We start from the raw sequence: 15,232 nt of genomic DNA, 5'->3' as shown, positions 1-15,232 counted from the left end.
ATTAGATCACCTCAGATTGACCGCCCGCTGCCTCGATTGCTTCTTTCGCAGATGCAGAGAACTTATGAGCTTTTACAGTCAGTTTCTTTTCTAATTGACCTTTTCCAAGAACCTTAATCCCAGCATTCAATTTGCTTACGACACCAGTTTCTAACAATAGCTCTGGAGTAACTTCAGTTCCATCTTCAAAGCGATTAAGTGTATCCAGGTTTACAATTGCATATTCTTTACGGTTAATATTTGTAAAACCGCGCTTCGGCAAACGTTGGAATAAAGGCATTTGACCACCTTCAAAACCAAGTCTTACACCGCCGCCAGAACGTGCTTTTTGACCTTTATGTCCACGACCAGAAGTTTTTCCGTTACCTGAAGAAGTTCCGCGACCTACACGGTTTCTTTCTTTACGAGTTCCTTCTGCTGCTTTTAATTCATGAAGTTTCATGCGAGCACCTCCTCTTCACAATAAATTTATTAAACTTCTTTAACTGTCAATAAGTGGGACACTCTGTTAACCATACCGCGAACGGCTGGAGTATCTTCACGTACAACCGATTGACGAATTTTCTTTAACCCTAACGCTTCAACAGTTTTACGTTGAACGTCACTGCCTCCGATAACACTGCGAGTGAGGGTTATTTCTAATTTTTTAGACATAGTGATTCCCTCCTTATCCTAACAGTTCTTCAACAGACTTTCCACGTAATTTCGCTACGTCCTCAGCTGTTTTTAAATTAGTTAAACCGTTCAATGTAGCACGGATAACGTTAATTGGTGTGTTGGATCCTAATGATTTTGTCAGGATATCACCTACACCAGCAAGCTCTAAAATCGCACGTACTGGACCACCGGAGATAACTCCAGTACCTTCAGAAGCAGGCTTCATCAATACGTTACCAGAACCAAACTGACCATGGATTTGGTGTGGAATGGTTGTGCCTACGATTGGTACAGTAATTAAGTTTTTCTTCGCATCATCTACTGCTTTTTTAATAGCTTCAGGTACTTCTTGTGCTTTACCAGTACCGAAACCTACATGACCGTTCTTGTCACCTACAACTACTAATGCTGCAAAGCGGAAACGACGTCCACCTTTTACAACCTTTGCAACACGGTTGACCGTAACAACACGTTCTTCAAGATCTAATTTGCTCGGATCAATATTCGTAATCATTATAGATGGTTACCTCCTTTTACTTTTAAAATTCAAGGCCTTCCTCGCGAGCTGCCTCTGCTAAAGCTTTGATTCGTCCATGATATAAATAACCACCACGATCAAATACAATAGATTTATATCCTTTGTCAATTGCACGTTTTGCAACAGCTGCCCCAACTGCTTTCGCAGCGTCGACATTGCTTCCGTTGATTTCAAGCTCTTTATCAACTGTAGAAGCACTTGCCAGGGTTACGCCATTGGCATCATCGATCAATTGAGCATAAATGTTTTTGTTTGAACGATACACATTTAAACGTGGACGTTCTGCAGTTCCTGATAATGTTCTGCGTACACGGTTGTGACGCTTTTTACGGATAACATTTTTGTCAGGCTTTGTGATCATCTGGGTCACTCCTTTCTCGGGCTAAAAAACTTACTTAGCAGTTTTACCTTCTTTACGACGTACATATTCATCCGCATATTTGATTCCTTTACCTTTATAAGGCTCTGGCGGGCGGATTGCTCGGATATTAGCAGCAACTGCTCCTACTAATTCTTTATCGATACCTTTAACAACGATTTGTGTGTTTTTAGGTACTTCAATTTCAATACCGTCAATTGGGTCAAGTTCAACAGGATGTGAATAACCAGCGTTAACAACTGTTTTGTTACCCTGCTTTTGAGCACGGTAACCAACACCGTTGATTTCCAATGATTTTTCAAAACCTTTACTTACTCCAACTACCATGTTATTGATTAAGCTGCGAGTAGTACCATGCAGTGCTCGGTGTTCTTTATGATCACTCGGGCGCTCCAAAGTTACGATATTACCCTCAACGTTAACTTTAATATCTGGATGAAAATCTCTTGTTAATTCACCCTTTGGTCCTTTAACTGTCAGTGTAGTTCCGTTGAATTTCAACTCTACACCTTCTGGAATTTCAATAGGCTTAAGTCCGACACGAGACATTCTCTGCACCTCCTCTGATAAATTATAGTTCTTACCAAACGTACGCTAGTACTTCTCCGCCAACTGCCTGAGAACGAGCTTCTTTGTCAGAAAGCATTCCGTTAGAAGTTGATACGATAGCAATGCCAAGTCCGTTCAATACACGTGGTACTTCATTTGCTTTAGCATATACGCGTAAACCTGGTTTACTGATACGTTTGATTCCTGTGATAACTCTATCTTCGTTTGCACTATATTTTAAGAAGATACGTAATATACCTTGTTTGTTATCTTCAACTAACTCATAATCCTTTACATAGCCTTCACGTTTCAGGATATCAGCGATCTCTTTTTTAATTTTAGAAGCAGGAAGCTCTAATTGTTCATGTTTAACCATGTTCGCATTACGAATGCGAGTAAGCATATCTGCAATTGGATCTGTCATAACCATTACTAATTACCTCCTTCCCGAATCGGGGATTACCAACTTGCTTTTTTGACACCAGGAATTTGACCTTTATAGGCAAGTTCACGGAAACAAATACGGCAAAGTTTAAATTTACGAATTACTGAATGCGGGCGACCACAGCGTTCGCAACGAGTGTACTCTTGTACTTTATATTTTTGCGGGCGCTTTTGTTTCGCTATCATAGATTTTTTAGCCAAAATTTTCCCTCCTTGTATTAGCTCATGACTACTTTTGGAAAGGCATGCCCAGCCCAGCTAAAAGTTCACGAGCTTCTTCGTCAGTGTTAGAAGTTGTTACAATAACAATATCCATACCACGAACTTTATTGACTTTATCGTAATTAATTTCTGGGAAAATCAACTGTTCTTTCACACCTAAAGTGTAGTTTCCACGACCATCAAATGCTTTTTTAGAAATACCGCGGAAGTCACGTACACGTGGAAGAGATACAGCAATCAGTTTTTGCAAGAAGTCATACATGCGTTCTCCACGCAAAGTAACTTTTGCACCAATTGGCATTCCTTCACGAAGACGGAAACCTGCGATGGATTTCTTAGCACGAGTAATCAATGGTTTTTGACCAGAAATTAAAGCTAATTCTTCAACAGCACTATCCAATGCCTTAGAGTTTTGTACTGCGTCACCAACACCCATGTTGATTACGATTTTCTCTATTTTAGGTACTTCCATTACGGAATCATAATTGAATTTATTCATTAAAGATGAAGTGATTTCATCATTATACTTTTGTTTTAATTCGTTCATGTGTTAGCCCTCCTTTCACAGAAAAACTTATTTATCTAATGCTTCACCGGATTTTTTTGCAATACGGATTTTTTTACCATCTTTTATTTCATAGCCAACACGAGTTGGTTCTCCGGACTTCGGATCGATTGGCAATACATTAGAAACATGAATTGGAGCTTCGATATTCAAGATTCCGCCTTGCGGATTATCTTGAGATGGCTTCGCATGTTTTTGGATCATGTTCACACCTTCTACTAATACGCGCTCTTTCTTCGGAAATGCTTCTAATACAGTGCCTTCTTTACCGCGGTCTTTGCCGGATAACACTTTGACTTTATCACCTTTTTTTACATGCATGCTTTACGCACCTCCTTGATGAGGAAATTTCTTCTTATAAAACTTCTGGAGCTAGAGATACGATTTTCATGAATTGAGCCTCACGTAATTCACGTGCAACAGGTCCGAAGATACGAGTTCCTCTTGGACTTTTATCATCACGGATAATTACGGCAGCATTTTCATCAAAACGGATGTAAGAACCATCTTTACGACGAGCACCAGATTTAGAACGTACAATCACTGCCTTTACAACGTCGCCTTTCTTGACAACGCCCCCTGGTGTTGCTTGTTTGACCGTGCAAACAATTACATCACCAATGTTGGCAGTTTTGCGACCGGAACCGCCTAATACTTTAATGGTTAATACTTCACGAGCACCAGAGTTATCTGCAACCTTCAAACGAGTTTCTTGTTGAATCATAACACTGTGACCTCCCTTCGGATACCTTCCGAGCGAACTTTATTAAATAATTACCGCTTCTTCTACTACTTCTACTAAACGGAAACGTTTTGTAGCTGATAGCGGGCGAGTTTCCATGATTTTTACAACATCACCAGTTTTTGCAACATTGTTTTCATCATGTGTTTTAAATTTCTTAGAATACTTAACACGTTTTCCATAAAGCTTATGGAATTTGTAAGTTTCAACTAAAACTGTAATAGTTTTATCCATTTTGTCGGATACAACACGACCAGTATAAACTTTACGATCATTACGTTCAGACATTGAGGTTAACCTCCCCTCTGGAATCTTTAGTTATTTGCACTTAGTTCGCGCTCGCGAACAACGGTTTTAAGACGAGCAATTGATTTGCGTACTTCACGGATACGTGCAGTGTTTTCCAATTGACCAGTAGCTAATTGGAAACGTAAATTAAATAACTCTTCTTTCAACGTTTTAACATTTTTTTCAATTTCGGCAGTGGTTAAATCTCTGATTTCTTTAGCCTTCATTGCTTTCACCACCAATTTCTTCACGTTTTACGAATTTCGTTTTAATAGGTAATTTATGTGCTGCAAGGCGAAGTGCTTCACGAGCTACCTCTTCAGATACACCTGCAATTTCAAACATAATTTTACCAGGCTTTACTACTGCTACCCATCCTTCTGGAGCACCTTTACCGGAACCCATACGAACCTCTAAAGGCTTTGCAGTGTAAGGTTTGTCTGGAAAGATTTTGATCCAAACTTTACCGCCACGTTTCATGTAACGAGTCATTGCAATACGCGCTGCCTCGATTTGGCGGCTTGTAATCCAAGAAGCGTCAAGTGCTTGTAAACCATATTCTCCGAAAGAAACAGTTGTACCGCCTTTTGCTTGGCCTCTCATTTTACCACGATGTTGTCTACGATATTTAACACGTTTAGGCATTAACATAGTAATGAGCCCCCTCCCTTATTTATCGGTTTTTGTTGGAAGGACTTCTCCACGATAAATCCATACTTTAACACCTAATTTACCATACGTAGTATCAGCTTCTGCTGTACCATAGTCAATGTCAGCACGTAAAGTATGAAGTGGTACTGTTCCTTCACTGTAATGTTCTGCACGAGCGATGTCCGCACCGCCTAGACGTCCAGATACTTGTGTTTTGATTCCTTTAGCTCCAGCACGCATCGCACGTTGGATAGCTTGCTTTTGAGCACGACGGAATGAAATACGATTTTCTAATTGACGAGCAATATTATCAGCAACAAGGGTTGCATCAATATCTACTTTTTTGATTTCAACGATATTGATATGAACTCGTTTGCCAGTTAAGTTGTTTAAAGATTTACGTAAAGCTTCAACTTCGGATCCGCCTTTACCAATGACCATACCTGGTTTACCAGTATGGATAGTAATGTTTACACGGTTTGCTGCACGTTCAATTTCAATAGAAGAAACAGCAGCCGTTTTAAGACGTCCTTCAAGATATTCTCTGATTTTAATATCTTCATGCAGTAAGTCTGCATAGTCTTTCCCAGCGTACCATTTAGACTCCCAGTCCTTAATGACACCTACGCGAAGACCTGTTGGATTAACTTTTTGACCCACTGACTATCCCTCCTTCTTTTCGTTTACCACAACTGTGATGTGGCTGGTACGTTTATTGATTCTGCTTGCACGTCCTTGTGCACGTGGACGGAAACGTTTCAAAGTAGCTCCTTCGTTCACATATGCTTCAGATACTACTAAATTGTCTGCATCCATTTCATAGTTATGCTCTGCGTTCGCAACAGCAGAATTTAATACTTTTTCTACGACTGGAGAAGCTCCGCGCTGTGTATGTTTTAAAATAGCGATTGCTTCGCCAACCTCTTTTCCTCGAATTAGATCTACAACTAAACGAACCTTACGAGGAGCAATACGAACTGATTTCGCAACGGCTTTAGCTTGCATGCCTGGTACCTCCTCTCATTTAACGTCTTGTTTTTTTATCGTCACCAGCGTGTCCTCTGTACGTACGAGTTGGTGCGAATTCACCTAATTTATGACCGACCATATCTTCCGTGATATATACTGGCACATGCTTACGTCCATCATATACTGCAACGGTATGACCAACAAATTGCGGGAAAATTGTTGAGCGACGAGACCAAGTTTTTATTACTTGCTTCTTGTCTTCTGTGTTCAATACTTCAATTTTCTTCATTAGATGGTCATCTGCAAAAGGTCCTTTTTTCAAACTGCGACCCATGGATAAGCCTCCTTCCAGGGATTAGAGACGGGTGCTTTAGCCCGCCCGTTTTTCCGTTTATTTTTTACGTCTACGAACGATATACTTATCAGATGGTTTATTACGTTTACGTGTTTTGTAACCAAGTGTTGGTTTGCCCCAAGGTGACATTGGTGATTTACGTCCGATTGGCGCGCGTCCTTCACCACCACCATGCGGGTGATCATTAGGGTTCATAACAGAACCGCGAACAGTTGGACGGATACCTTTCCAACGGGAACGACCAGCTTTACCTACACGGATAAGTTCATGTTCAATGTTACCGACTTGACCAATTGTAGCACGGCAAGTTGTTAATACTAAACGAACTTCTCCAGAAGCAAGGCGTACAAGTGTATATTTTTCTTCGCGTCCCAAGATTTGAGCTTCTGCACCAGCAGAACGAGCAATTTGGCCTCCGCGTCCCGGTTTTAATTCGATATTGTGGATAACAGTACCTACTGGAATGCTTCCAAGCGGTAATGCGTTACCTGTTTTAATATCTGCATTTTCACCAGATTCAATTACTTGCCCTACTTTAATATTTTTCGGAGCAAGGATATAACGTTTCTCCCCATCAGCATAATGGATTAATGCAATGTTTGCTGAACGGTTAGGATCGTATTCGATTGTAGCAACGCGTCCTGGCACACCATCTTTATCGCGTTTGAAGTCGATAATACGATATTGGCGCTTATGACCGCCGCCGTGATGACGAACCGTTAATTTCCCTTGATTGTTACGTCCACCACGTTTAGATAATGGAGCTAAAAGGGATTTCTCAGGGGTATTCGTAGTAATCTCTGCAAAGTCTGATCCAGACATATTACGTCTACCATTTGAGGTTGGTTTATACTTTTTAATCGCCATCGTTGTCCCTCCTTTTAGTTTGGAATATATTCATTCATATAATTAAGCCTCAAAGAAATCTAAATCTTCACTATCTGCCGATAATTGAACGATAGCTTTTTTACGGTCCGGACGATATCCACCGTAGCGGCCCATTCGCTTAAATTTACCTTTAAGGTTCATTGTGTTTACTTTTTCTACTTTCACACCAAAGATTGTTTCTACAGCATCTTTGATTTCTGTTTTGTTCGCTTTAACAGCTACTTCAAACGTGTATTTCTTCTCTGCCATTAAGTCAGCAGAATTCTCTGTAATGACAGGGCGTTTAATTACATCGCGTAGATCTTTCATTATGCGAGCACCTCCCCTGCTTTTTCAGCTGCATCTTTAGTGATGATCAGCTTGTCATGCGTAAGCAAGTCAAGTACATTTAATTCTTCTACAGTTAATACCTTTACGTTTTGCAAGTTGTTTGCAGAGCGGGCAACTGTTTCGTCTTTCTCAGAAAGAACAACAAGTGCTTTCTCTTCAACTTTAAGTCCGTTTAAGATATTTACAATTTCTTTTGTTTTTGGAGCATCGATTGTGATTGCTTCTAAAACAAATAAGCTTTCTTCTTTTACTTTAGAAGATAATGCTGACTTTAACGCTAAGCGACGAACTTTCTTTGGTAATTTATAGCTATAGCTGCGTGGAGTGGGTCCGAAAACAGTTCCACCGCCAACCCATTGTGGTGAGCGGATAGATCCTTGACGTGCACGGCCAGTTCCTTTTTGGCGCCATGGTTTGCGGCCTCCGCCACGAACTTCTGAACGATTTTTAACAGCATGTGTACCTTGACGTAAAGATGCACGTTGCATAACAACCGCTTCATGAAGTACATGTGTGTTTGGCTCGATACCAAAAACAGCGTCATTTAATTCGATTTCTCCAACATTACTTCCATCCTGTTTTAAAAGTGCTACTTTAGGCATGACATATCCTCCCTTCGTTTGTGTGATTAGTTACCTTTTACTGCACTTGTAATTTTTACGTAAGATTTTTTTGCACCAGGGATATTTCCTTTGATCAGAAGTAAATTCTTTTCAGTATCTACACTGACAACTTCAAGGTTTTGAATTGTTTTTTGTTCAGAACCCATATGACCTGGTAATTTTTTACCTTTGAAAACACGCATTGCATCAATTGCAGCCATCGCACCTGGAGCTCTATGGAAATGAGAACCGTGTGTTTTTGGTCCGCGTTGTTGATTGTGACGTTTGATAGCACCTTGGAATCCTTTCCCTTTAGATGTTCCTGTCACATCGATTTTTTCACCGGCTTCAAAGATATCAACATTGATTTCTTGACCAACTTCATAGTTGTCAACCTCTGCGCCACGGATTTCACGAACGTAGCGCTTAGGGGCAGTGCCTGCTTTCTCAGCATGACCTTTCTCCGCTTTGTTTGTACGTGATTCCTTTTTATCAGCAAAACCGATTTGCAACGCTTCGTAACCATCATTTTCTAATGTTTTCTTTTGCAACACAACATTTGCCTCAGCTTGAACAACTGTTACTGGTACAAGTTCTCCATTTTCAGAGAAAAGCTGAGTCATGCCGATTTTACGACCTAAGATTCCTTTCGTCATCCGTTACACCTCCTGTATTTAAAACGAATTATAATTTGATTTCAATATCTACACCAGATGGAAGATCTAAACGCATCAGCGCATCAACCGTTTTTGGTGTAGGCTCAAGAATATCGATCAGACGCTTGTGCGTACGCATTTCGAACTGTTCACGAGCATCTTTGTACTTATGAACCGCACGCAACACTGTATAAACAGCTCTTTCAGTCGGCAATGGAATCGGACCAGACACTTTTGCTCCGGAACGTTTTGCAGTTTCCACAATTTTCACAGCAGACTGATCTAAAATGCGGTGATCGTATGCTTTTAAACGAATTCTGATTTTCTCTTTTGCCATCATTTTCCCTCCTTCTCGCCTATATTATTATAGACATTCTCCGCGAAAATTCCTTAACACACCGCCATGGCAAAGGGGCCGGGTGTGCCAACAACCTTCCGCATCATCGCATTAATTGGTCAACTACATTAGTATAACAAATATCTTTGACCTTAGCAAGCTTATACATAGCTATCTACAAGTTTGCACATTTTTATATTATACATAGCATCTAGTATGATTGCAAGCTTATTTTAAAAGTTTTTTTATTTCCTTATATAATATCAGAAATTCTGCTTGTTCTTACGCTAAAAACTTTTAAATAAAACAAAGAATAAGCGGAATCGGCTGTTTTACCGTTCCGCTTCACAATGTTATATAATCTTTCTATTATAATAGTAGAAACCCGATCGCAATCGGAATAAAGGTAAACAGCAGAATCATGACACAAAAGCCCATAATATCCCGAATCTTCAACCCGGCAATAGCAAGTACAGGCAGGGCCCAGAATGGCTGTATCATATTTGTCCAGGCATCTCCCCAGGCAACTGCCATGGCTGTTTTCGCTGTATCTGCTCCAGTTTCAAGCGCTGCTTGTATCATGATAGGACCTTGCACAGCCCATTGTCCGCCTCCGGAAGGTACTAATGCATTAACAATGCCCGCGCTGAGAAATGTAAAGATGGGAAGTGTATATTCGGTTGAGAAACTGACAAACCATAATGAGATCTTATCTGATAATCCAGATGCCACCATCATCCCCATTATTCCAGCGTAGAATGGAAACTGTATAATAATTCCCCCGGCATTTTTCACACCTTTCCCCACCGTTTCCAGAAAACGTCTTGGTGTTTTATGAAGAAGAATCCCTAAGAAAAGAAAAATAAAATTGATAATATTAATATTCAGATCAAACCCATTTGCAACGAAATGATAACCAATAAAAAGAAGTCCCATCATGCCAATCAGAAGAGATAAGGCCCGGCTGTTCTCCAGCCTTTCTGCCGGTGTTACCGGCTGATGAACTTCCGCTTCCGTTTCCTCTTCGGATTCTTCCTTCCATAATGAAGGGTCGATTTTACCTATCGGATCCGCTCCCTTTAATAAGTACCGATTAAAAAGCGGGAGTGTAATTAATAAGGTAATGACAATAAACAGGTTAAATGAACTGAACAATGTCTCCGTTACAGGAATTATTCCAATAGCATCTTCTAAAAAATGCCCTGGTGTGGCAATAAGCAGCGGTACGGATCCGGAAAAACCGCCATGCCAGATGACCATACCGCTGTAAGCACTGGCGATCAGTATCCGATAGTCCACTGCAGGAACCCGCTTTGCCACATGAACAGCAAACAATGCACCGACAACAAGTCCAAAGCCATAGTTTATTAAACAAGCAATCAAAGCTACGAATGTTACCAGCATCACCGCTTGCCCCGGTGTTTTTGCTGCTTTGCTGAATTTCGCTAAAAAACCTTTCACAACAGGTGTACTCGCTAAAATATATCCTGTCACAACCACCAGTGACATTTGCATCCCAAATTCAAGCAGATCCCAAAAACCCTCTCCCCAATACGTTATCATTTCCATCGGGCCGCTGCTTGTTATAGAGACACCCAGTAAGTAAACCAAAATCGTTAAAATAATAGCAAATAAAAAAGCATCTGGTAAATATCTCTGTACCACCCTGTCAAAGAATCTCGTTAGAACCTTCAATCCAACTCCCCCTTGTATGCTGCTATATTATCAGCTGCAACGCTCCCCCAACAAAATTGACGCTCCAATTTCTTCTATAGTATATTCTGACATGCCGCTTCTTTAGCACGATTTCTATAGAATAAAGCGAAGTTTCCAACAGCCGGGAGGTTATTCCGCTTTCTTTGCAGCATTAAAAACACCTGCGATGATAACTTGGCTGTCAGGTTCGTGTTCTAACGATACCTTTAGTAAATACCCAAAGATGCCAAAATGATTGCTGCTGCGATTGCCAAAATAGGAATAGCTACCGCTACCACAAAAATATCCTTATAGCTGTCTTTATGCGTCATCCCTGTAATGGTAAGCAGGGTTAGCACTGCACCATTGTGCGGCATCGCATCCAGACCGCCTGACGAAAGAGATGCAATTCGATGGAATGCTTCCGGATCAATACCCGAACTGAGCGCCAGCTCATAATATCTCTCCCCTAATGCCTCCAGCGCGATTCCCATCCCGCCTGAAGCAGAGCCTGTGGATCCGGCTAAAACATTTACAGCAATGGCTTCAGAAATCAAAGGGTTTCCTTTCACTCCCATTAACAGCGCAGTCAACCGATCAAAGCCCGGCACTGCCTGAACAACCGTACCAAACCCTACAGCAGCGCTGGTATTTACAATGGCTGTAACAGAACCTACTGCACCGCTATTAATTGCTTTTACAAATCCTTTGAATTTCGTAATATTCAATAGAAGCAGCAGGATAATTCCGGACAATAAAGCAATCACAATATCCCATTGAAAAATATTCAATGTTACCACAACGGTCACTAACGGTAAGATGGATAATATAAAATGAGGTGCTGACCCTTCTACCTGTACAATTTTATTATCTTTTGGTTCCGTATAGCCCTCTCCCTTTGCAGTCAGCTGCTTTTCTCTCCATCTCATGTAACCATAACCACCAACAGCCATAATAATTGCTGCTGTTATTCCCATAATCGGAGCTGCCATCGCATTCGTATTAAAATATGGAACCGGAATTAAGTTTTGAATTTGAGGAGTTCCGGGAATAGCTGTCATTGTAAATGTAAAAGCCCCTAATGCGACAGTACCTGGAATCAGACGTCTGCTGATATTCGCCTCCTGGAATAATGTCAGCGCTAATGGATAAACAGCAAACACGACAACGAATAAACTGACCCCTCCATAGGTTAAAACCGCACAGGAAACAAGCACCCCCAGTATAGCTCTTTTCGTGCCGATTACTTTTGTTAATGCAATAGCAACGGACTTCGCCATCCCCGTGTCTTCCATCAGCTTGCCAAAGACTGCTCCAAGCATAAACACAGGAAACCATTGCTTAGCAAAATTAACAAACCCGCTCATATACGTGTCTGTATACGCCTCTAAAAGATCCAGACCTCCCGTGAGCGCCACTACTCCTGCCGCAATAGGCGCTATCCAAATAATAGACCATCCTAAATAAGCAAGAACCATTAGCACAACTAAGCCTAATATAATCCCAAACATGCATACCCCTCCATTTCTCTCTTTTTTGTCGCTATACAAATCAGAAAGGACAAATCAATTTACCGCAAAATAAATTGCCCTCTCATAGCAGAGAAGAACTATTCTTGATGTATCATTTCAGGTTAACCCTCAATAATCATCGCAATCCCCTGCCCTCCCCCAATACAAAGGGAGGCAATGCCATATTTCTTCCCGCTTCGTTTCAGCTCCTTTGCCAATGTGTAGAGCACCCTTGTTCCACTGGCTCCAATCGGGTGACCCAAAGCGATAGCGCCCCCATTGACATTGACCTTTTCCCGATCTAAGCCAAGCACTTTTTCAACAGCTAAATACTGGGCAGCAAATGCCTCATTTACTTCTATTACATCTATATCATCCAAGGTAAGATTGGCTTTTTTCAAGGCCTGCTTTATCGCAGGCACCGGCCCAATTCCCATATATTCCGGTTCCACGCCCGCAACTCCCCAGGATACGATTCTTGCCAGAGGCTTTACCTGATGCTGCTCTACGTAGTGCTCATCGGCTACAATAACTGCTCCAGCGCCATCATTAATCCCGCTGGCATTCCCTCCTGTCACCGTTCCATCCTTCTTAAAAGCACCCTTGAGCCCCGCAAGCTTCTCCACCGTCGTATTCTCACGGATATGCTCATCCGTATTTACAACTGTTGTTCCTTTTATGGACGTTAACTCCACCGGAATGATTTCCTCCTCCAGCTTTCCTGCTTTTTGTGCTTTTGCAGCCCGTTGATGACTCAAACAAGCATATACATCCTGCTCTTCACGGGAAATATGATATTTCTCAGCTAAATTCTCTGCAGTAACCCCCATCCGCGAACCAATATATTCATCGGTTAAAGCTGCCCAAAGCATGTCATCCACCTGAGGTGTTTTTAATTTTGTCCCAAACCTGCTGCCCCTTAATGCATAGGGAGACTGACTCATATTTTCTACTCCTCCAGCCAGTGCCACACTTGCCTCGTTGAGTAAAATGGATTGCACGGCCGAGACGACAGACTGCAGGCCGGAACCGCATAAACGGTTGACCGTCAAAGCAGGACTGGCTAACGGCAGCCCTGCCTGCAGGGCTATATGTCTGGAAAGATAGGGCGCATTCTTTTCGGAATGAATGACATTTCCCAAAACGCTCAGATCAATAGCGTCGGCCGGTATTCCGCTGCGGCGAATCGCCTCCTTACTTACAGCTATACCTAATTCAGCAGGACCGATATCCTTCAAACTGCCTCCGAATGTGCCAAAGGGCGTTCTTGCACCTTCGATCAAATAAACATTTGTCATTTTTTTCTCACCTCTTCTTTTTATTATTGGGCTGTATAGCCGCCATCTAATGCAATTGCCTGACCCGTAACCCCCTTTGCTTTATCACTGGCTAAGAACATGACATAATCCGCCACCTCCTGCACATCTAAAAGCCGTTTTTGCGGCACCAATGGGTATAATACTTCTTCCAGTACTTTTTCAATTGGCACACCACGATTTTTTGCCAAATCCTCAAACTGTCCGCGTACCAGCGGCGTGTCGACATATCCAGGGCAAATCGCATTCACCGTAATCCCATCTGCCGCTCCTTCTAAAGCAGACACCTTGGTCAAACCGATTACCCCATGCTTGGCACTGTTATAAGCCGCCTTCCCCGCAAAACCAATCAGCCCATTAATCGAAGCCATATTAATAATCCGTCCAAAGCCCTGCCTTTTCATCAGCGGGAAAATAAGCTTGGTTGCCATAAATGGAGCAACCAGCATGACCTTTGTCATAAACTCAAACTTTTCAGTCGGAAAATCTTCAATAGCAGATACATGCTGTAACCCTGCATTGTTAATTAAAACGTCGATTCTGCCATACTTTTCTTCTGTGTAATCCAAAGCCTGTTTAAGCTCTTCTTCACTGGTAACATCGCATTTCAGCCCAATACAGTCATGGCCCTTCTTCTTTAAATCCTCCGAAGCCTCCATTACCTTCTCTTCATTCACATCTGACAAAGCTACCTTTGCACCGTTTTTTGCAAACGCACGGCCAATTTCATACCCAATGCCGCTTGCTGCACCTGTTATAAAAACTACTTTATTTTCTACCATATATAATCCCCCTCGCAATACTAGCCCTTAATAAAGTTTCATTTTATATCCAATCATACCAGCTTTCCGGCGGAGAGGTTAATAAGCTCCCGTTTGCAAATGCTCACTAATTCGAAGCTCAGCTTCTGTTGACACGATAACCTCTTCTGCCGTCCAGCCTTCCGCTACTTCAACAAGCAAAAGACCGTCTTCCTTCACATCAATCACCGCCCGATCGGTAATAATTCGATTGACGACCTGTTTTCCGGTTAAAGGCAAGCTGCATTTTTTTAAAATCTTTGGCTCATTATGCTTATTAACATGGTCCATAATAACAACGATTTTTTTCGCTCCATGAACAATATCCATTGCTCCGCCCATGCCTTTGATCATTTTTCCCGGAATCATCCAGTTTGCCAAATCCCCGGCTTCAGAAACTTCCATACCTCCCAGGATAGCAAGATTTAAATGTTCTCCCCGTATCATTGCAAATGACTCCGCATTACTAAAATAGGATGCTCCGTTTTGAGCTGTAACCGTTTCTTTCCCGGCATTAATCAAATCCGGATCAACCTCCGTTTTTAAAGGAGACTTTCCTATCCCGAGCAGCCCATTTTCTGATTGAAGGACAACTTGCTTCCCTTCCTGAATGTAGTTGGCAACCATGGTAGGCATTCCAATCCCTAAGTTAACGTAGTAACCGTTTTCAATTTCCTTTTCAGCTCTTCTGGCTATTCTTTCTCTGACAGATGCCTTTTCTAATTGTTTAACCATTTC

The 15,232-nt window shown here is 41.7% G+C and carries 26 protein-coding genes; all 26 read right to left on the bottom strand.

The window, feature by feature from the left end; translation table 11 throughout:
• Nucleotide 1: 1 nt before the first annotated feature.
• A complete protein-coding gene (rplO, locus tag MKY65_RS00795) occupies nt 2-442 on the bottom strand; it encodes a 50S ribosomal protein L15 (protein ID WP_339181428.1) in 441 nt (146 codons plus the stop codon).
• 29 nt (nt 443-471) lie between these two features.
• Complete coding sequence (gene rpmD / locus MKY65_RS00790; RefSeq protein ID WP_042530815.1) at nt 472-654, bottom strand: 50S ribosomal protein L30; 183 nt, start codon at nt 652-654, stop codon at nt 472-474.
• A gap of 13 nt (nt 655-667) precedes the next feature.
• Nucleotides 668-1,168: a 30S ribosomal protein S5 gene (gene rpsE / locus MKY65_RS00785; RefSeq protein WP_139089182.1), complete on the bottom strand. Its 501-nt coding sequence runs from the start codon at nt 1,166-1,168 to the stop codon at nt 668-670.
• 28 nt (nt 1,169-1,196) lie between these two features.
• On the bottom strand, nt 1,197-1,556 hold the full coding sequence (gene rplR / locus MKY65_RS00780; RefSeq protein WP_339181427.1) for a 50S ribosomal protein L18: 360 nt from the start codon (nt 1,554-1,556) through the stop codon (nt 1,197-1,199).
• A gap of 30 nt (nt 1,557-1,586) precedes the next feature.
• Complete coding sequence (gene rplF / locus MKY65_RS00775) at nt 1,587-2,123, bottom strand: 50S ribosomal protein L6 (RefSeq protein ID WP_042530810.1); 537 nt, start codon at nt 2,121-2,123, stop codon at nt 1,587-1,589.
• Between the two features lie 31 nt (nt 2,124-2,154).
• A complete protein-coding gene (gene rpsH, locus MKY65_RS00770; protein WP_042530808.1) occupies nt 2,155-2,553 on the bottom strand; it encodes a 30S ribosomal protein S8 in 399 nt (132 codons plus the stop codon).
• 29 nt (nt 2,554-2,582) lie between these two features.
• A complete protein-coding gene (locus tag MKY65_RS00765) occupies nt 2,583-2,768 on the bottom strand; it encodes a type Z 30S ribosomal protein S14 (protein ID WP_010652082.1) in 186 nt (61 codons plus the stop codon).
• Nucleotides 2,769-2,796: 28 nt separating this feature from the next.
• Nucleotides 2,797-3,336 carry a 50S ribosomal protein L5 gene (gene rplE, locus MKY65_RS00760; protein ID WP_042530805.1) on the bottom strand — a complete coding sequence of 180 codons (540 nt, stop codon included), beginning with the start codon at nt 3,334-3,336 and terminating at the stop codon, nt 2,797-2,799.
• Between the two features lie 27 nt (nt 3,337-3,363).
• Nucleotides 3,364-3,675: a 50S ribosomal protein L24 gene (rplX, locus tag MKY65_RS00755; RefSeq protein WP_042530803.1), complete on the bottom strand. Its 312-nt coding sequence runs from the start codon at nt 3,673-3,675 to the stop codon at nt 3,364-3,366.
• Between the two features lie 34 nt (nt 3,676-3,709).
• Complete coding sequence (gene rplN / locus MKY65_RS00750; protein ID WP_040985075.1) at nt 3,710-4,078, bottom strand: 50S ribosomal protein L14; 369 nt, start codon at nt 4,076-4,078, stop codon at nt 3,710-3,712.
• Between the two features lie 42 nt (nt 4,079-4,120).
• Nucleotides 4,121-4,384 carry a 30S ribosomal protein S17 gene (gene rpsQ, locus MKY65_RS00745; protein WP_042530801.1) on the bottom strand — a complete coding sequence of 88 codons (264 nt, stop codon included), beginning with the start codon at nt 4,382-4,384 and terminating at the stop codon, nt 4,121-4,123.
• Nucleotides 4,385-4,410: 26 nt separating this feature from the next.
• Complete coding sequence (gene rpmC / locus MKY65_RS00740) at nt 4,411-4,611, bottom strand: 50S ribosomal protein L29 (protein ID WP_042530799.1); 201 nt, start codon at nt 4,609-4,611, stop codon at nt 4,411-4,413.
• The gene (gene rplP / locus MKY65_RS00735; protein ID WP_042530797.1) at nt 4,601-5,035 is read right to left on the bottom strand and encodes a 50S ribosomal protein L16; all 435 of its coding nucleotides are present in this window, start codon (nt 5,033-5,035) and stop codon (nt 4,601-4,603) included. Before rplP ends, rpmC begins: the two co-directional genes overlap by 11 nt.
• An 18-nt stretch (nt 5,036-5,053) precedes the next feature.
• Nucleotides 5,054-5,695: a 30S ribosomal protein S3 gene (gene rpsC / locus MKY65_RS00730; RefSeq protein ID WP_152657748.1), complete on the bottom strand. Its 642-nt coding sequence runs from the start codon at nt 5,693-5,695 to the stop codon at nt 5,054-5,056.
• A gap of 3 nt (nt 5,696-5,698) precedes the next feature.
• Nucleotides 5,699-6,040, bottom strand: a complete 342-nt coding sequence (rplV, locus tag MKY65_RS00725; protein ID WP_042530793.1) for a 50S ribosomal protein L22 — start codon at nt 6,038-6,040, stop codon at nt 5,699-5,701.
• Nucleotides 6,041-6,059: 19 nt separating this feature from the next.
• Nucleotides 6,060-6,338, bottom strand: coding sequence for a 30S ribosomal protein S19 (gene rpsS, locus MKY65_RS00720; RefSeq protein WP_042530791.1), 279 nt, complete (start codon nt 6,336-6,338; stop codon nt 6,060-6,062).
• Nucleotides 6,339-6,395: 57 nt separating this feature from the next.
• Complete coding sequence (rplB, locus tag MKY65_RS00715; RefSeq protein WP_339181417.1) at nt 6,396-7,226, bottom strand: 50S ribosomal protein L2; 831 nt, start codon at nt 7,224-7,226, stop codon at nt 6,396-6,398.
• Between the two features lie 42 nt (nt 7,227-7,268).
• The gene (gene rplW / locus MKY65_RS00710) at nt 7,269-7,556 is read right to left on the bottom strand and encodes a 50S ribosomal protein L23 (protein WP_042530787.1); all 288 of its coding nucleotides are present in this window, start codon (nt 7,554-7,556) and stop codon (nt 7,269-7,271) included.
• A complete protein-coding gene (gene rplD, locus MKY65_RS00705) occupies nt 7,556-8,179 on the bottom strand; it encodes a 50S ribosomal protein L4 (protein WP_042530785.1) in 624 nt (207 codons plus the stop codon). The genes rplW and rplD overlap by 1 nt, the downstream gene beginning before the upstream one ends.
• 26 nt (nt 8,180-8,205) lie before the next feature.
• Nucleotides 8,206-8,835, bottom strand: coding sequence for a 50S ribosomal protein L3 (gene rplC, locus MKY65_RS00700; protein ID WP_042530784.1), 630 nt, complete (start codon nt 8,833-8,835; stop codon nt 8,206-8,208).
• Nucleotides 8,836-8,863: 28 nt separating this feature from the next.
• On the bottom strand, nt 8,864-9,172 hold the full coding sequence (gene rpsJ, locus MKY65_RS00695; protein ID WP_042530782.1) for a 30S ribosomal protein S10: 309 nt from the start codon (nt 9,170-9,172) through the stop codon (nt 8,864-8,866).
• Between the two features lie 369 nt (nt 9,173-9,541).
• Nucleotides 9,542-10,867 (bottom strand): short-chain fatty acid transporter, encoded by a 1,326-nt coding sequence (locus MKY65_RS00690; protein WP_339181414.1) that lies wholly within the window; start codon nt 10,865-10,867, stop codon nt 9,542-9,544.
• Nucleotides 10,868-11,094: 227 nt separating this feature from the next.
• Nucleotides 11,095-12,378, bottom strand: coding sequence for a GntP family permease (locus MKY65_RS00685; RefSeq protein ID WP_339181411.1), 1,284 nt, complete (start codon nt 12,376-12,378; stop codon nt 11,095-11,097).
• A 122-nt stretch (nt 12,379-12,500) separates the two neighbouring features.
• Nucleotides 12,501-13,676 (bottom strand): thiolase family protein, encoded by a 1,176-nt coding sequence (locus MKY65_RS00680; protein WP_339181410.1) that lies wholly within the window; start codon nt 13,674-13,676, stop codon nt 12,501-12,503.
• Nucleotides 13,677-13,699: 23 nt separating this feature from the next.
• A complete protein-coding gene (locus MKY65_RS00675) occupies nt 13,700-14,476 on the bottom strand; it encodes a 3-hydroxybutyrate dehydrogenase (RefSeq protein WP_339181408.1) in 777 nt (258 codons plus the stop codon).
• A gap of 78 nt (nt 14,477-14,554) precedes the next feature.
• A complete protein-coding gene (locus MKY65_RS00670; protein ID WP_339181406.1) occupies nt 14,555-15,229 on the bottom strand; it encodes a 3-oxoacid CoA-transferase subunit B in 675 nt (224 codons plus the stop codon).
• Nucleotides 15,230-15,232: the final 3 nt, after the last annotated feature.

It is taken from the genome of Oceanobacillus sp. FSL W7-1293 (assembly GCF_037969815.1).
Classification (GTDB): Bacteria; Bacillota; Bacilli; order Bacillales; family Amphibacillaceae; genus Oceanobacillus; species Oceanobacillus oncorhynchi.
The sequence above is the reverse complement of the archived record's forward strand: the minus strand, read 5'-3'. Positions and strand labels throughout refer to the sequence as shown.